The 16,614-nt window shown below is 71.1% G+C and carries 13 protein-coding genes; 7 read left to right on the top strand and 6 right to left on the bottom strand.

Annotation, left to right across the window (positions count from 1 at the left end):
- Positions 1 to 354: 354 nt before the first annotated feature.
- The 3 genes from ACIQVL_RS23420 to ACIQVL_RS23410 form a co-directional block, all read right to left on the bottom strand.
- On the bottom strand, positions 355 to 978 hold the full coding sequence (locus ACIQVL_RS23420) for a cytochrome b/b6 domain-containing protein (protein ID WP_403429278.1): 624 nt from the start codon (positions 976 to 978) through the stop codon (positions 355 to 357).
- Positions 962 to 1,702 carry a molybdopterin-dependent oxidoreductase gene (locus ACIQVL_RS23415; RefSeq protein ID WP_403429276.1) on the bottom strand — a complete coding sequence of 247 codons (741 nt, stop codon included), beginning with the start codon at positions 1,700 to 1,702 and terminating at the stop codon, positions 962 to 964. Before ACIQVL_RS23415 ends, ACIQVL_RS23420 begins: the two co-directional genes overlap by 17 nt.
- An 87-nt stretch (positions 1,703 to 1,789) precedes the next feature.
- Positions 1,790 to 2,767: a hypothetical protein gene (locus ACIQVL_RS23410; protein WP_403476268.1), complete on the bottom strand. Its 978-nt coding sequence runs from the start codon at positions 2,765 to 2,767 to the stop codon at positions 1,790 to 1,792.
- 388 nt (positions 2,768 to 3,155) lie between these two features.
- Here ACIQVL_RS23410 and ACIQVL_RS23405 point away from each other — a divergent pair, with 388 nt between their 5' ends.
- The 4 genes from ACIQVL_RS23405 (at position 3,156) to ACIQVL_RS23390 (ending at position 5,427) form a co-directional block, all read left to right on the top strand.
- Positions 3,156 to 4,049 carry a DMT family transporter gene (locus ACIQVL_RS23405; RefSeq protein ID WP_403429273.1) on the top strand — a complete coding sequence of 298 codons (894 nt, stop codon included), beginning with the start codon at positions 3,156 to 3,158 and terminating at the stop codon, positions 4,047 to 4,049.
- 33 nt (positions 4,050 to 4,082) lie between these two features.
- Complete coding sequence (locus tag ACIQVL_RS23400; protein ID WP_403429271.1) at positions 4,083 to 4,592, top strand: NUDIX hydrolase; 510 nt, start codon at positions 4,083 to 4,085, stop codon at positions 4,590 to 4,592.
- 131 nt (positions 4,593 to 4,723) lie between these two features.
- Positions 4,724 to 5,116: a YidH family protein gene (locus tag ACIQVL_RS23395; protein WP_189264843.1), complete on the top strand. Its 393-nt coding sequence runs from the start codon at positions 4,724 to 4,726 to the stop codon at positions 5,114 to 5,116.
- Positions 5,113 to 5,427, top strand: a complete 315-nt coding sequence (locus ACIQVL_RS23390; protein WP_403429269.1) for a DUF202 domain-containing protein — start codon at positions 5,113 to 5,115, stop codon at positions 5,425 to 5,427. Before ACIQVL_RS23395 ends, ACIQVL_RS23390 begins: the two co-directional genes overlap by 4 nt.
- A 39-nt stretch (positions 5,428 to 5,466) precedes the next feature.
- Here ACIQVL_RS23390 and ACIQVL_RS23385 read toward each other — a convergent pair whose 3' ends face one another.
- Positions 5,467 to 6,417 carry an NADP-dependent oxidoreductase gene (locus ACIQVL_RS23385; protein WP_403476267.1) on the bottom strand — a complete coding sequence of 317 codons (951 nt, stop codon included), beginning with the start codon at positions 6,415 to 6,417 and terminating at the stop codon, positions 5,467 to 5,469.
- Positions 6,418 to 6,561: 144 nt separating this feature from the next.
- On the opposite strand from ACIQVL_RS23385, the gene ACIQVL_RS23380 reads away from it, so the two are divergent.
- From ACIQVL_RS23380 to ACIQVL_RS23370, 3 genes are all read left to right on the top strand, one after another.
- The gene (locus ACIQVL_RS23380) at positions 6,562 to 6,858 is read left to right on the top strand and encodes a hypothetical protein (protein ID WP_403429265.1); all 297 of its coding nucleotides are present in this window, start codon (positions 6,562 to 6,564) and stop codon (positions 6,856 to 6,858) included.
- A 166-nt stretch (positions 6,859 to 7,024) separates the two neighbouring features.
- Positions 7,025 to 8,047 carry a phosphotransferase family protein gene (locus tag ACIQVL_RS23375; RefSeq protein WP_403476266.1) on the top strand — a complete coding sequence of 341 codons (1,023 nt, stop codon included), beginning with the start codon at positions 7,025 to 7,027 and terminating at the stop codon, positions 8,045 to 8,047.
- Between the two features lie 6 nt (positions 8,048 to 8,053).
- Positions 8,054 to 9,268: an acyl-CoA dehydrogenase family protein gene (locus ACIQVL_RS23370; RefSeq protein ID WP_403429262.1), complete on the top strand. Its 1,215-nt coding sequence runs from the start codon at positions 8,054 to 8,056 to the stop codon at positions 9,266 to 9,268.
- A gap of 91 nt (positions 9,269 to 9,359) precedes the next feature.
- Here the strand turns inward: ACIQVL_RS23370 and ACIQVL_RS23365 are convergent, their stop codons facing one another.
- Positions 9,360 to 9,689: a hypothetical protein gene (locus ACIQVL_RS23365; protein WP_403429261.1), complete on the bottom strand. Its 330-nt coding sequence runs from the start codon at positions 9,687 to 9,689 to the stop codon at positions 9,360 to 9,362.
- Positions 9,690 to 9,727: 38 nt separating this feature from the next.
- Positions 9,728 to 16,591, bottom strand: coding sequence for a polymorphic toxin-type HINT domain-containing protein (locus ACIQVL_RS23360; protein WP_403476265.1), 6,864 nt, complete (start codon positions 16,589 to 16,591; stop codon positions 9,728 to 9,730).
- Positions 16,592 to 16,614 lie beyond the last annotated feature (23 nt).

The raw sequence follows: 16,614 nt of genomic DNA, 5'->3' as shown, positions 1-16,614 counted from the left end.
GAGGCACCGCCGGACTCCACCGCCTCCGCCTGGTCGCCATCGCGGCGGGATGCGGAGAGCGGCGCGCTGAACGGCCTTCACGACTCCCTCCGCCGCAACGGCGGAGTCCGGAAGTGCGGCCAGTGAGGCACCGCCGGACTCCACCGCCTCCGCCTGGTCGCCATCGCGGCGGGATGCGGAGAGCGGCGCGCTGAACGGCCTTCACGACTCCCTCCGCCGCGACGGCGGAGTGCGGAGAGCGACGGCTTGAACGGCACTCACGGCTCCCCCGCCGCGACGGCGGTCAGCCGCGAGAGCGGAATGCGGGGGTGCCCGGCAGGCCGTCGGAGCGTGTGCGACGGGTGCGGAAGGCCGCTACGGGCGCCACAGCGGGTGCTCGCGCTTGGCCCAGTCGCGGCTGACCGTTCCCGTGCGCAGGCCCCGTCTCGCCTCCGGGTCGCCGAGGGCCATGCCGACGTGGCCGGCCAGGACGATGCCGATGGTGAGGGCCAGCCAGTCGTGGACGAAGGTGGCCGAGGTGCGCCACATCAGCGGGGTGAGGTGGGTGAACCACATCAGGAGGCCCGTGGCGAGCATGACGAGGGTCGCGCCGGCGATCCAGTTCGCGTAGATCTTCTGGCCGGCGTTGAACTTGCCCGCCGGGCGCGAGGACGGGCGCTTGTCGCGGCTCAGGACGGCGGCCAGCCACAGCTTGTCGTGGGGGCCGAAGCGGTTCAGGAAGCCGAGGTCCCTGCGGAAGGCGCGGGAGGCGAGGCCCAGGACGACCGGGACCGGAAGGGCGAGGCCCGCGCACTCGTGGATGCGGACGACCAGTTCGCGGCGGCCGACGAGGATCGCCAGCTGCGGGATGTAGAGGCAGGCGGCCGTCGCGACGCACAGGCCCATCAGCAGCGCCGTCGTGCGGTGGATCCAGCGCTCGGCCGGGGTGAAGCGGTGCAGCCGGTCGGTGGCGGCCGGGGCCTCAGCTCGTAGGCTCATCGTCACGTCCGTTCGAGCGGCCGACCCAGGCGTCGACGTCGTAGCCGAGGTGCTCCCAGTACCCCGGTTCGACCTTGTCGGTGACCGTGATGCCGGAGAGCCACTTGGCCGATTTGTAGAAGTACATGGGGGCGACGTAGAGGCGGACCGGGCCGCCGTGGTCGTGGGTGATCGCCTTGTTCTGCATGCGCAGCGCGACCAGGACGTCCGGCCGGCGCGCCTGGTCGAGGGTGAGGCTCTCGGTGTAGGCGCCGTCGAAGCAGGTGAAGCGGATCGCCTTGGCGGTGTCCCGGACGCCCGCCAGGTCCAGCAGGTGGGAGAGGCGGACGCCCGAGAAGGGCGTGTCGGGGACCCGCCAGCCGGTCACGCACTGGACGTCCTTGACCAGCCTGGTCTGCGGCAGGGCCTGCAGGTCGGCCAGGGTGTACGTGTTCGGCTTGTCGACGAGCCCGTCGATCTTCAGCTGGTAGTTCGCGGCGGTCTTGTCCGGCACGGACCCGGTCACCGAGTAGTAGCGGAAGCCGCCGCCGTTCGGGAGGAGTCCGGTCAGGCCCGTGGGGTCCTTGCCGGAGAAGGCGCCGAGGACCGTCTCGGTCATGCGCTGCAGTACCGGGGCGGTCACCAGGCCGAGGGCGCCGAGGCCGATGGTGCCGAGGAACACCCGGCGGCCGACCGGGCTGCCCTCCTCGGTGCGCCGCCGCTCCTCGGACTGTTCAGAGTTCACGCACTCATTCGAACACCGTCGGGGCGTGTTCGGCCACGGAATCCGGCGGCCGTAAGGAATCCACAACCTCTTCTCATGAATGTCCCGTCAGCCTCCCAGCGTCCGGTCCCGGGCCGCCCGGAACGCCTCGCACGGGTCGCGGTCCGGGTACGACCAGGGTGCCGTGGTGGCATGGCGGCCGATCCGCTGGAACAGGGCCGCGGCCTCGGCGTACCGGCCGGCGCCGAAGGTGGCGTGGGCGAGGTGGTTGAGGTCGACGTAGCGGCGGGGATGCTCCTCGATCCCCCACTCCAGCCACCAGTCGAAGGCGGCGCCCAGGGCACGCAGCGCGGTCGGTTCGCTCCAGTGCCCGGCGGCGGCCGGGTCGGCGGGGGCCCTGCCGGCGGCGGCGAGCACCCGGTGGCGTTCGGTGTACGCGACGACCGGCAGGACGGCGAGCGGGGAGTCGGCCGGGGCCTCGGCCGCGGCGCGTTCCGCGAAGGCGGACAGCTCGTACGTCCCCCGGGTCTCGGTCTCCGCGATCCGGGCCGCCATCAGGTGGTGGGCGTGATGGTGCTCGGGGTGTCGGCGGCGCACCTCGGCGAAGACGCGGCGCGTCTCCTCGTCGGTGCCCAGGTGACGGGCGAGCAGCAGGAGGCCGAGCCAGGGGGTGGGGTCCGCGGGGGCGAGCGCGGCGGCGCCGGCACAGGCCTCGCGGGCCCGCTCGGGCTCCTCCTTGCCGCGCAGGGCGCGCCGGACCAGGGTCAGGGCGTACAGGGTGGCGGCGCCCGCGGAGCCGGGCTCGGCGAGTAGCCACTCGCGGGCCCAGGCGATGGCGTAGGGCTCGCGGGCGAGGACGGTGGCCCGGTGGCCGCGGCGGTCCCAGTCGTCACCCGTGTGGAGCAGCAGGGAGCGGGCGGACTGCCAGCGGCCCTGGGCCAACGCGGCTCGCGCGGAGATGAGTTCGGCGTCGTCGAGGGCGTCGTCGGGACAGTGTTCGCACGGGGGGTGTGCCGGCGCGTGGCGCGCGCGGGGACCGTCGGCGACGGCCGGGCCTGGGCCTAAGAGGGGCGGGGTTGGGGGCACCGCGGAACTTCCTGGTCGTCGGGCTGCCATCGGCCGATCACGCACAGCAAACCCCCAGCCAAGACTTTGCGTCAAGCTGAACGGGGCTGGTACTCCGTTCAACTACCGTGCGCGAAACGGAACTTGACGCGCGCCGGGGTCCGGTTGGCGTACGGTGACCGTGGGGCTCCGGGTTCCGGCTGTGGTGTACGCCATGGCGCGGGCCGCCCCGGCGTCGGACCATGGCCGTAGGGTCCCGCCGCCGCTCCGACCGCCCACCGTGATCGACCCGGGCGGCGTGACCGAGTCAACCGCCCGGTTCCGGGACTCCCGGAGCAATCCCCATCCGGGAGCGCTACAGTCGGCCACTACGCACTCCGTAACCCGGCCGCAGATCGAGGTACGCAGCGTGTCCGTTCTGGTTCTGATTCTCGCCGTGAGCGCGGCCTGTTGCCTGGGCTTCGGGTTCGTGCTCCAGCAGAACGTCGCCCAGAAGGCACCGCTGAGCGACTTCCTCTCGCCCCGGCTGCTGCTCGACCTGATGCGGGTGCCGCGCTGGCTCGGCGGTATCGGCCTGATGGTGGCCGGCATGGTCCTCGGTGCGATCGCCCTCGGCAAGGGCGAGATCTCCCTCGTCGAACCGCTGCTCGCGACGAACCTCCTGTTCGCCCTCGCGCTCTCCCGGCACCAGACGAAGCATCCCCTCAGCCACCAGGGCTGGGCGGGCCTGATCCTGCTGGCGGGCGGGGTGACGTCGTTCATCCTGGCGGGCCAGCCGCGCGGCGGCGACGCCGTCACCAACCCGCTGCGCCACTGGCTGATCATCGGCGTGATGGTCGGCATAGCCCTGGTGCTCACCACCTACGCCAAGCGGTCCCGCCTGAGCGCGGGACCCACGCTGCTCGCCCTCGCCGCCGGCCTGCTCTACGGCGTCCAGGACGCCCTGACCCGGGTCACCAGCACCCGCTTCTCCGAGGGCGGCATCATGGAGGTGCTGACCGGCTGGCAGCCGTACGGCGTGCTGGTGCTCGGGGTCACCGGGCTGATCCTCGTCCAGAGCGCGTTCGAGACGGCCGAGCTGCGCAACTCGCTGCCCGCGCTCACGGCGGCCCAGCCGCTCGCCGGGATCCTGTGCGGGGTGGGTTTCCTCGGGGACCGGCTGCGCACCGACACCGGGGCGCTGGCCTGGGAGGCGGCGGGGCTCGCGGCGATCGTGGCGGGCATCGTGCTGCTCGGGCTGCATCCGGCGATGCCGCGCGGTACGGCGCCCAAGGAGCCGTCGCTGGACCTCCAGCCGCGCTGACGCCGGCGGCCGTCCGGCTGCTTGGATGGCGGCATGAGCGCTGCTGACGAAATCCTCGACATCGTCGACGAGAACGACCGGGTGATCGGCGTGTCCCCGCGTGGCGAGGCGTACGCCCGGGGCCTGCGCCACCGCTGCGTCTTCATCCAGGCCCGCGACGCCGCCGGCCGTGTCTTCGTCCACCGCCGCACCGCGACCAAGCTGGTCTTCCCCTCCCTGTACGACATGTTCGTCGGCGGTGTGGTCGGCGCGGGCGAGTCCTACGACGACGCGGCGCTGCGGGAGGCCGAGGAGGAGCTGGGCGTGAGCGGGCTCCCCCGGCCGACGTTCCTCTTCAAGTTCCTGTACGACGACGGCGCCGGGCAGAGCTGGTGGTCGGCGGTGTACGAGGTGCGCTGCGAGCTGCCGGTACGGCCGCAGGTGGAGGAGGTGGCGTGGCACGACTTCCTGAGCGAGGCGGAACTGTTGTCGCGGCTCGGGGAGTGGGAGTGGGTGCCGGACGGGGTGGCGGCGTGGGAGCGGCTGCGGGAGTGGCGGGGCTGAGGTGCTGAGTCGTGCCCCGTAAGGGGCGCTGGGATCCCCCCGGCCGAAGGCCGGGGGAGGAACTGCGCGACCAGCCCCCACGCACCCGCAGCCGGACGACCACGGCGACCTCCCGGGTAGGCTTCCGGCACGTGATCGAATTCGTCCGGAACGTCCGCCTGTGGTTCGCCCCCGAAGTCGTACGGCAGGAGGGCACGACCCCCGACTACCGTTTCTCCCTCGCCAACGAGCGGACCTTCCTCGCCTGGCTGCGCACCGCGCTCGCCCTCATCGGCGGCGGATTCGCCGTGGACCAGTTCCTGCCCGACCTCGGCCGCGGCTGGCGCATCGGCCTCGCCCTCGCGCTCCTCGCCGCGGGCGTCCTGTGCTCGCTGCGTGCCGTGAACCACTGGATGCGCTGCGAGCGCGCGATGCGGCGCGGCGAGGACCTCCCGGTGTCCCGGTTCCCGGCACTGCTCAGCGTGGTCATCGCGGTGGTCGCCGTCGCGATGGTCGTCGTCGTGCTCGTCGGGTGGGAGGGATGACGGAACCGGCCCGCGACCCCGGGCTGCAGCCGGAGCGGACCCGGCTGGCCTGGCGCCGTACCACCCTGTCGGCGACCGTCGCCGCCATACTCGCGGCGAAGACCGCGCTGCACGGCAGTGCCTCGGCCGCCGGGGTCGTCGCCTGCGCCGCCTGCTGCCTGTTCTGGCTGGGTTTCCTGCTGGTCGCCCACCACCGTATCCGCGCCCTCGCGACCACCGGCCGGCCCGCGGCGCTGACGTCCCGGCAGGCGGCCGGGGCGGTGCTGTGCACGATCGCCATCGCCCTGTGCGCCGCCGCACTGGTCGTGTAGGCCCGCTCAGACCTCAGTCCCTCAACCCCCTCGGCCCCCTCAGCCCTCTTCGCCCTCCTCCGGCCAGTCCACGGTGACGACCAGCTTGCCCCGGGTCCGCCCCTCCTGGCTGCGGCGCTGTGCGTCGGCCGCCGCCTTCAGCGGAAACGTCTCGGCGACATGGACGGTGATCGCGCCCTGTTCCGCGAGCGCGGTGAGCCGGGTCAGGTCCTCGGCATCGGGGCGGGCCCAGCAGTACCGGCCGCCGAAGTCGACGACGTCCGGGTCGGCGACCGAGGCCATCCGGCCCTCGGGGGCGAGCAGGTTCGCCGAGACGGTCAGGGTCTCCCCGCCGACGGTGTCGAAGACGGCGGCGACGCCCTCGGGGGCCAGCCCCCGCACACGTTCGGCCAGGCCCGCGCCGTAGCTCACCGGCTCGCCGCCGAGGCCGCGGACGAAGTCGTGGTTGCGTTCGCTCGCCGTGCCGACGACCCGGGCGCCGAGGTGGGCCGCGATCTGGACGGCGAGCGAGCCGACCCCGCCGGCGGCGGCGTGCACCAGGACCGTCTCGCCGCGCTTGACCTCCAGGGCGTGGACCAGCACCTGGTAGGCGGTGAGGCCGGCCAGCGGCAGCCCGGAGGCCTGTTCGAAGGTGAGGTTGCGCGGCTTGCGGGCGAGGGTGCGCACCGGGGCGGCGACGTACTCGGCGAGGGTGCCCCGGGAGAGGAAGTCCTCGCGGACGTAGCCGATCACCTCGTCGCCGACCGCGAACTCGGTCACGGCGGGGCCGGGCTGGACGACGACGCCGGAGACGTCCCAGCCGGGGATCACCGGGAAGACGGCGTCCATGATGCCGTGCAGGTGGCCCTCGCGGCACTTCCAGTCGACCGGGTTGACGGCCGCCGCCCGGACCTTCACCAGCACCGAGTCGGGGCCGACCTTCGGGTCCTTGACCTCGCCGTACTCCAGTACCTCGGGGCCGCCGTAGCGGCTGTAGCTGATGCCTTTCATGCAACCGACCCTCGGGGGTACTCGGACGCCACGCAACCGGGATGCCCGCATATGTGCGGTTTGCGTGGCAGCCTGTCCGTCGGCGTCGGGCCACGCTCCTGAACGCCTCACCCCGAACCCCCTGCACTCCTGAAGGCGAGCACCATGACCACCCTTCATCAGGAACACGCCGCGCACGGCCACAGCCACGGACCGGGCTGCGGGCACGACCAGGTGCCGCACGGCGACCACGTCGACTACGCGCACAACGGCCATCTGCACCGCGAGCACGGCGGCCACTGGGACGAGTGCGAGCCGGACGGTCACGTCACCCACGAGGCGCACGAGCACCGGCACGGCGACAGCTGCGGGCACACCGGCGTGCTGCACGGCGACCACATCGACTACCTGCACGACGGCCACCGGCACGCCGAGCACAACGGCCACTGGGACGATCACTGAGCCGCCTCCGCCCGCGTCGGCTCCCCGCCCCGCACGCGCGGGGAGCCGTCCCGCGCCGTTCGGGCCGTAGGGTGGTCCCGGTCACGTTTGGCTCACGCGCTGGACGACATACCGACTGGTCGGCATCATGAGTCGGGTCCTGTTCATTCGTTCGTAGGAGCGATGCATGAGCCCCGACCACCCGCCCGGACTCGACCTCGACCGGCTGCGCGGCCTGCTGGACCGTGAGCGCCCCGGTCTGGTGACCGGTCCGCTGACCGGAAGGCTGATCGAGGGCGGACGGTCGAACCTCACCTACGCGGTCTCCGACTCCACCTCGAAGTGGGTCGTGCGAAGGCCGCCGCTCGGCCATGTCCTGGCCACCGCGCACGACATGCGGCGCGAGCACCGGGTGATCAACGCGCTGTACCCGACCGAGGTCCCGGTGCCGCGCCCGGTGCTGCTGTGCGAGGACGAGGACGTCCTCGGCGCGCCGTTCTACGTGATGGAGTTCGTGGACGGCACCCCGTACCGCACCTCCGGCCAGCTCGTCCCGCTCGGCCCCGAGCGCACCCGCAACGCCGTGCTCTCCCTGGTCGACACGCTGGTCGAGCTGCACGCCGTGGACCCCGCGGAGGTCGGCCTCGCCGACTTCGGCCGCCCGGAGGGCTTCCTGGACCGCCAGCTCCGCCGCTGGGGCAAGCAGCTGGACGCCTCCCGCAACCGCGAGCTGGCCGGCATCGACGAGCTGCACGCCACGCTCGGCCGCCGCCTGCCCGAGTCCCTCGCGCCCACGGTGATCCACGGCGACTACCGCCTGGACAACGTCCTGATCGGCGACGACGACCGGATCCGGGCGATCCTCGACTGGGAGATGTCCACGCTCGGCGACCCGCTGACCGACCTGGGCCTGCTGGTGATGTACAGCCTGCCGCTCGGCGCGCCGGACTCGCCGGTGTCGACGACGGCCGAGGCACCGGGACACCCGGAGCCGCGGGAACTGGTGGAGCGGTACGCGGCCCGCTCGGGGCGGGACGTCTCGAACATCTCCTGGTACACGGCGTTCGCCTGGTTCAAGCTCGCCGTGATCCTGGAGGGCATCCACTACCGGTACACGCAGGGCCAGACGCTCGGCGGCGGCTTCGACCGCATCGGCGACCTCGTCCCCGTCTTCATCGACCACGGACTGACCACTCTTCAGGAAGGCTGACCGGCCATGGACTTCGCGTTCGACGCGCGCACCGAGGAACTGCGCGCCAAGCTTCTCGCCTTCATGGACGAGTACGTCTACCCGGCCGAGCCGGTCGCCGAGGAGCAGCGGGCCGCGCTGGCCTCGCCGTGGGACACCCCGGCCGTGGTCGAGGAGCTGAAGGCCGAGGCACGCAGGCAGGGCCTGTGGAACCTCTTCCTGCCCGACGCCGAGTACGGCGCCGGACTCACCAACCTCCAGTACGCGCCGCTCGCCGAGATCACCGGCCGCTCCCCGCACCTGGCGCCCACCGCGCTGAACTGCGCGGCCCCGGACACCGGCAACATGGAGGTGCTGGCCCAGTTCGCCGACGACGCGCAGAAGAAGCAGTGGCTGGAGCCGCTCCTTGCCGGTGAGATCCGCTCGGCGTTCGCCATGACCGAGCCGGAGGTGGCCTCCTCCGACGCCACCAACATCACCACGTACATCGAGCGCGACGGCGACGACTACGTCGTCACCGGCCGCAAGTGGTACATCTCCGGGGCGATGAACCCGGACTGCAAGATCTTCATCGTGATGGGCAAGACCGACCCGGACGGCGGCGACATCCGGCGTCAGCAGTCCATGGTCCTGGTCCCGCGCGACACCCCGGGCGTCACCGTGAAGCGCGCGATGCAGGTCTTCGGCTACGAGGACCACTCGCACGGCGGCCACGCCGAGGTGGTCTTCGACCACGCGCGCGTGCCGGTGACGAACCTGGTCGGCGAGGAGGGCGGCGGCTTCGCCATCGCCCAGGCCCGGCTGGGTCCCGGCCGGATCCACCACTGCATGCGGCTGATCGGCATGGCCGAACGGGCGATCGAGCTGATGTGCCGCCGGGCCGTCTCCCGCCAGGCCTTCGGCAAGGCGCTGGCGCAGCAGGGCGTGGTGCACAACTGGATCGCCGACGCCCGGGTGACGGTCGAGCAGCTGCGACTGCTGGTCCTCAAGACCGCCTGGCTGATGGACACCGTCGGCAACCGGGGCGCCCACACCGAGATCCAGTCCATCAAGATCGCCACGCCGCGTGCGGTCGTCGGCATCATCGACCGTGCGATCCAGCTGCACGGCGCGGGCGGCGTCAGCCAGGACTTCCCGCTGGCCGACCTGTACGCCGGGGCCCGCACCCTGATGATCGCCGACGGCCCGGACGAGGTGCACCAGCGGTCGCTGGCGCGACGGGAGCTGAAGAAGTACCTGTGACCCGGTAGGCGGCACAGCAGGACGGCGGCACAGAGGTGCCGCCGTCCATCAGCAAGCGGTCATGGCACAGCGCTGTCGGGAACCGTGTTGCTCAGTCGTGCAACCGAATCGACAGATCGGAAGCAGTGACGGAGATTCGCCCGAAGTCGCCTGTCATAACGTAGAGATTCCCCTCGACCTCAAGAGAGTCGACGGTCCCGTAGTCCAGCTCGCCAGTCGCATCCTTTGCCGGTGGAGTCCCCTGATCGACCCAGTGCAGATCCACCACGCGCGAGAACTGCAGTGTCCCTCGCCGGTAGCAGTGTCTCTCACCGGGCGAAGCGGGCCTGTGCTGCGGATGATCGGGATTGAGAGCCAGATCCATCTCCAGAGCCAAGGCCTCCGGGCGAGCTTGGATGTCGAGCACATAGCTCTCTTCCAAGTGGTAAACGCTCAGCCTGCTTACTTCCCTGTAGTCATTCATCCCAGGTCCCATACGATGGGTGTGTGATTTCCGGGACTCTTTCGCGTGACGGAATTTCCGAACGAGTCGATTCGTTCCCCCTGTGCATTCCTCATTTCAACGTGAGGGTCACTGCTTCCCGGAGCCCTGCCAGTACCCTTCTTGATGGTGAGCCGGAGAATCCCGTTCGCGTCACGGAATTTGATGGGACCATTCTCCGTCTGACTACGGATCCAACCGCTCGCATTCCCGAACTCCTCCAGCTGGGACGCCGTGGCGGTGCCATTTCTGGTGAGCTGCCCCATGGCGAAGTCTGCGTCATAACTGGCGACACATCTGTCATTGTGCACGAGCACCGGAGTGGCCCCGGCCAGCACATAGTACGTGTGCAGATCGGCCACGGTGAGGTTGTGGACCGTGGCCTGCTGGGTCCACCGCTGGATCGCGCTGATCCGTATCTCGGTGCCGGTGGAGGTGCGCAGTGGCTCGCCCGTGGTGAGGTCGGTGGCGTCGGTCCACTTGTTCAGTTCCGGGACCCAGAACGGGTGGCCGTCCGTCGCGGTGACCGAGACGGTGTGCTTGCCGCCCTTCTTGTCCTGGACGGTGAGGGTGATGCGGACCAGGTGCTTGAGGCCCTTGCCGGTGATCTCCGCAGTGACCGTCTTGACCTCGGTGCGGCCGGTTTCCGGGTCGGTGGCGAGGACCTTGTCGCCGGTCTTGACGTCCTCGATCGGCTTGGTGGTGCCGTCGGCCATGAGGATCTCGGTGCCGGGGACGAAGCTGTTGCAGGGTCGTGGGCGTTCCGCGCCGGCCGCGCCGCCGACGTAGGCGAGCAGGGCGTCGTCGACGATTCCCTCGATGACCTTGCCCCGCGCCACCTCCTTGGCCTCGTCGGCGCACTGGTCGGCGTTGTAGATGCAGTAGGTGGCCGCGATCTGCTTGGCCGTCGCCGCGTCGGCGTCGTCGCCGTTGTGGAGGACGTAGAGGTAGGCCTGGCGGCAGCCTTCGCGGCCGTAGCACGCCGAGCCGGCCTTCTTGGACTCGTAGACGGGGTTGTCCCAGAAGTCGTCCGTGAACTCCCCGTCCATCATGCTCGCCCAGTAGTTCTGGAGCTTGTCGATGTCGTTGGTGACGGGGGTGTTGTCGGCCGTCCACGCCTTCTGCCGGGCGTGGGCGCGCTTGTAGATGTTGCCGCGGTGGTAGTCGCTGGTGCCGGTCTTCGGGTCGTAGCCGACTTCCTGCTGCTGGTGCTTGCTGCAGTACTTGACGTCGTACTGGCAGGAGTTGGGCTTGGAGCCGATCTCCGTCCCCGCCGGGTCGGAGTAGGTGAGCGGGTTGTTGTTCGCGTAGGTGTAGCCGTGCATCTGCTGCGGGTCGGTGGCCGTGAAGACCGGGTCGACCGACAGGAAGCGGCCGGTGGCCGGGTCGTACTCGCGCGCGCCGAGGTGGGTCAGGCCGGTCGCCTTGTCCGTGGTGCCGCCGACGAAGCCCTTGGTGCCGGGCCAGTTGCCGGGATCGGTGCCGCGGGTGTCGCCGAAGGGCTCGGTGCGGCGCTGGGTGAGGGCCTGGGTGTCGGCGTTGACGGAGAGCTGGGCCGTGCCGTGGTGGTCGGCCAGCGTGAAGGAGATCGTCCCGTCGTCCTGCTGGACGGCCTGGTGGCCGCCGCCGAGGTCGAAGTAACGGGTGCCCTTGGCCGCGCTCGCACCCTTGGCCAGGGTGATCTCGGTCGCGCCGAGGTAGAGCGTGGTCTCGGTCGGGGTGCGGCCGATCAGGCGGTTGCCGTCGGCGTCGTACAGGTACTCGGTGACCTTGTCGCCGGCGCCCGCCACCGGCTGGGTCACCTTGGCCAGATGGCCTTCCGCGTCCCAGTCGAGGGTCTGGGAGGTGCCGTCGCCGAGCAGCCGGGTGTGGGTGTCGCCGATGTCGTCGTAGGTGAAGCTGTCGGTGGACTTGACCGTGCCGGCCGTGGTGTCCACCGAGTCCAGCCGGTGCGAGCCGGGCTTCGGGTAGTGGTAGTCACGCCGGGTGTCCGAGCCCCCGGAGGCGGTGGCGTGCTGGGTCTCGGTGAGCCGGTTGCCGACGACGTCGTAGGAGTACGACGTCCAGTACGGTGCCGGACCGCCCAGGACGCCGGAGGCGGGCGCGGCGGCGCAGCCGGTCGTCGACTGCGTCCAGGCCTCGGTCACCCGGCCCAGGTAGTCGTAGCCGAAGCACTGGTTGTCGGTGCCGGAGCGTGAGGTGTCCGAGACGGACAGGACGTTGCCGGCCTCGTCGTACGCGTACGTGTTGTGCTGGTCGACACCCGTCACGTCCTGCCGGCTCACCTCCGAGGTGGCGAGCCGCTGGGTGCCCCACTGGTAGGTGTTGGTCTCGACCGTCTCCTTGCCGCCGTTGGCGGAGAAGGCGTACTGCAGCGGCTTGCCCGTGTCGCTGTAGGCCGTCGAGCCCTTCAGGTTCTTCGGTCCGCTGACGGCGATGGGCCGCTCGGTGCCGTCCTCGTAGGTGTAGGCGGTCGTCCCGGCCGCCAGGGCACCGGCCTTGGGATAGCCGGCGCCCTGCACCGTGCCGGACGCGTTGTAGGTCGTCGTCGACAGGTAGGTGCCGGCCAGTGCGCTCTCGCCCTGGATCGAGGGAATGGTCACCTGGGTGCGCAGCGGGCGGTACAGGCGGTCGTACGCCAGGACCTTGGTGCTGTACGCCTGGCCGCCGCTGTACCGGATGGACTCGGCGAGCTGTCCCTTGGCGCCGCTGACGGTGTCGTAGACCCACTTGGCGCGCAGGGTGCCGGTGGCGGAACCGTCGTGCAGTTCGGTCTTGCGGCCCTGGCCGTCGTAGACGTAGGCGAGGACGGTACCGCGGGCGTCCTTCGTGGTCGTGGCGAGACCGCGGTCGTCGTACTCGGTGTGGGCGGCGCCCTTGTCGGGGTCGGTGGTGTCGGTGAGCCGGCCGAGGAGGTCGTACGTCCAGGTCCACGCGTTGCCGGCCGGGTCGGTGACCTTGGTCAGCTCGCCGCGCGGGCTGTAGTGGTAGGCGGTGGTGTCGTAGTCGGCCTCGGCGGCCCGGACGTGGAGTTCGCGGATCTCGGTGGCCTGGCCGCGCGCGTCGTTGAGGGTGGTGGTGGCGGTACCGCCGACCGGCGGGATGACGGTGGTGCGGTCGCCGCCGTAGACGGTTCTGGTGATGCCGAGCACCGCGCCGCCGTCGCCGTTGCCGGCGATCTGCCGTGCCTCGGTCCGGCGGCCCATGCCGTCGTAGGTATAGCGGTTCTGCGTCTCCACGCTCAGCGCGTCGTCCGGCTTGAACATCGTCGTGGAGGGGGCGGTGGTGTCGGTGTAGTAGGAGGCGAACTCCTTGGTCACCAGGCCGCGTTCGTCGTAGAACGTGTCGGCGAGGAGGGTGCCGCCCCGGGGGCCGGGCGCCTGGGTCTGGCGGGGCCGCAGGAACCCGTCGTAGAAGGTGTACGAGGTGTCCTGGGCGCCGTTGTTGCCGATGATCCTGGTGCCGACCGCCACCGGGGCGTCGCCGGTGACGGTGTAGGTGAACTCGTAGCTGGGGGTCTGGCTCGTGGTGCGGTCGGCCAGCCAGACCTTGGTGGCGCGGCCCAGCGCGTCGTACGCGTAGGTCGTGACCTTGCCGTTGGTGTCGGTCTGGGTCAGCGGCTGGCCGTGCAGCGCGTCGAAGGTCTGGGTGGTGGTCGTGGCGGTGGTGCTGTCGCCGGGGGTGACCGGCGGGTTGGTGACGGTGGAGGAGGTGGCGAAGCCCGAGGTCGGGTTGTAGGCCGTGGTGGTGGTACGGCCGTCCGTGCGCGCGGTGCGGGTGAGGGTGCCCGCGGCGGTGACCGTGACGTCGGCGGTCAGGTCGGTGGTGGTGAGCTGGCGGCCGTAGCCGTCGTAGCCGGAGCCGGACTCGAGGTAGACGGCGGTGGTGCCGTCGTACTTCTTGAGCTTGGCGACCCGGGTGGCGTCGCCCTTGGTGGCCGCCGCTCCGTAGGCGCCGCCGTCGTAGGCGGTGCGGGTGTCGGAGACGACGTCGGCGGGGCGGCTGGTGGCGGCGTCGCACGCCTTGGCGACGGTCTCGACGCGTACCGGGGTGTTGAGGACGGCGCTGCCGGAGACGAAGGTGGAGCGGGTGCAACGGTCGTCGTCCGCGGTGGACGTGTCACCGGCGTCGTCGATCCGGGTGATCAGGCCGGTCGCCGGGTCGAAGGTGTTGGTGAGGGAGGTGGTACGCCACCTGGCGCCCGCGCCGTCGTCCAGGGAGGTCCAGGTCCGGGCGTTCTCGGTGCCGGTGAGGTCGGCGGTGACGGTCCCCCAGTCGCGGACCTTCTTCGCGGTCTCGTTGTGCCAGGGCCGGCTCACCGTCTTGGCGAGGACCTTGCCTCCGGGGCCGGAGTAGGTGACGGTCTTGTAGGCGAAGCCGGCCGTCGAGGGGTGGTCCGTGATCGGGTCGCCCTCGCCGGAGTCCAGGGGGACGCTGACGTCCTTGGTGCCGCCGGAGGTGTTCTTGCGGTCGCCGTCCATGCCGCGCAGGAAATAGCTGTCCGTCTGCGACTTCATGGCCGCGTCGCCGCCCTGGCCGCCGGTGCGCACCCGGACGTGGCCGTAGCCGCGCCAGTCGGACCAGGTCTTGAACTTGTCCTTGGTCATCCCGTCGGTGTCGTCGTAGTGCCAGGCGGCGCCGTCCAGGTAGTCGTACCTGGTGACCTGGTCGGGCGCGCCGCCGGTGCGGTCGGTCGAGGTGACCGTGGCGACGACGTACTTGTTGAACCACTGCCGTTCCGGGTCGGTGGTGCTGTCACCGCCGATGTACTGCGGGAAGCAGCGGGTGGTGTTTGTCTCCGGGGTGGGCAGTGCGTCGAAGGAGCAGGCCGGCGCGGAGTAGCCGACGTCGATCTGGCCGCCGGACTCGTCGGCGACGGTGGACAGGCGGGCCTTGATGAAGGGCGCCCAGCCGTCGCCGGTCTTGTCGAGCCGGTTGGCGAGCTGGGTGTAGGCGAAGGTGACCTTCGGCAGGGTGATGGAGCTGGTGCCGTCGTGTCCGGTGCGCTGGACGGAGTCGAGCAGCAACTGGTAGTCGATGTCGGCCTGGCCCCAGCGGTGGGCGAGCTTCCAGTCGTCGACCTCGCTGTAGGCGCCGGACACCAGGACCTTGGTGCTGACGTCGGTGAGCCGCTTGCGGGTGAAGAACGCCGGGGAGAGCCGGCCGTTGTCGCAGTCGGTGCCCGCGTCGCAGTTCAGGTCCCACGGGGTGTCGTACCAGTGGGAGGCGTCCTTGGTGATCGACGAGCAGTCCGTGCCGCTGTCCGGGATGCACCGCTCGGAGCTGGTGAAGTCGACCTTGGCGAGGGCCTTCGCCGAGTACACGGTGGTGTTCTTCAGGCCGTACTCGATGCGGTTCAGGGTGCCGCCGCGGACATAGGGGGTGTCGTCGGCCGGCTTGAGGTTGCGGCCGTAGGAGTTGGTCTCCTTGTCGTAGTAGTAGGCGACGGCGTCGCCGTGGGTGTCCACGACGTAGTCCAGGTTCCAGCGCCAGCCCTGCTGGCACCAGGAGTCGGCGAAGGCGGCCGCGTGGCAGGGCTCGCCGGAGTCGTCGCCGTAGACCGGGACGGTCCAGGCGGAGTCGGTGGTCGCCTTGCCGGTCGCCCAGCCGGGCAGCCGGTTGTAGCCGAAGTAGTACTGGGTGCCGTCGGGGGTGGTCACCCGCCAGTACTCGTCGTTGCGGGCGCCGTTGGAGCGGACGTCGGAGGAGGAGCCGTAGATCCGCTCGACCTTGGTGCCGTCGTCGTCCTTCAGCTTCCAGGTGTCGGTGCCGCTGGGCACCAGTTCGCCGCCGGTGCCGTTGAGCTGGAGGACGGCGTTGTCGTAGCCCCAGCACAGGTCGGCGGGCACGTTGCCGTCGGCGTTCTTCACGTCGTCGTCGGAGCAGCCCTTGTAGCGGCGCTCGATGTACCCGGGTGACAGGTCGAAGCCGTCGCCGACCCAGGAGGACTGGTTGTTGGTGTTGCCGGTGCGGCCGTCGACGGCGCCGGAGGAGTACGACAGGGCGAGGTTGGGCACCAGGCCGCCCGGCACCTGGGGTACCGACATCGGGTACGACCAGGCGAAGGAGCCGCTGTTGAGGTCGGTGCTCCAGGTGGCGGAGGCGGACAGCGAGGTGGCCTGGTAGTCGCCGAGACCGCTGCCGGAGCCGGCGACCGCGGCGAGCACGGTGGCGGACGTGGCCTTGAGGGTGACGGCGTTCGCGGTGAGGGTCCTGGTCTCGGGGTCGTTGACCGTCTGCACCGGTGCGGTGGTGCGGCACTGCGGCTTCTGCGGGGTGGTCAGCACGCAGGCGGGCAGTGCGACCAGGCGGAGCCGGTCGGCGTAGCCGCCGCCGTAGGCGCCGGCGAAGGAGGAGTAGTCGAATGCGGCGCGGACCCGGCCGGCGTCCTCGGCGTTTCCGGCGCGCAGGGTGAAGACGGGGCCGTCGAGGCCGGCCTTCTGCGCGAAGGCGCGGTCGAGGACGCGGGCGGTGACCGTGCCGGTCGCGGCGGCCGCGGACCGTGCCGTCCCGGTGTCCAGGGTGAGCGGCAGCCCCTTGGCGCGGGTCGTCCGTCCGCTGAGCGTGACGGTCGCCGCGCCGGGCTTGGGCCAGGCGGTGGCCGGGGCCTGCCGCGGGGTGCGCGGGGTCTTCGTCGTCGTGCGCGGCAGGGCCTTGCCGACCGGGCCGCCGGCGACCGGCGGTTCGGAGGCGGGCAGCGCGGGCCGGTGCCAGCCCTCGGCGACGGCCGGGGCGGCGACGCCCTGGATCAGGGTGGCGGTCAGCACCGAGGCCGTGGCCAGGGCGATTCTGCGTCGTGGTGCGCGGAACAGGCGGGCAAGCCTGCGTGCTTCGGGTCTCATGGTCATCCCTCGTGGTCCCCTGT

Source organism: Streptomyces sp. NPDC090499, from assembly GCF_044769305.1.
In the GTDB taxonomy this organism is placed as follows: domain Bacteria; phylum Actinomycetota; class Actinomycetes; order Streptomycetales; family Streptomycetaceae; genus Streptomyces.
This window is presented reverse-complemented; position numbering and strand designations above follow the sequence as displayed.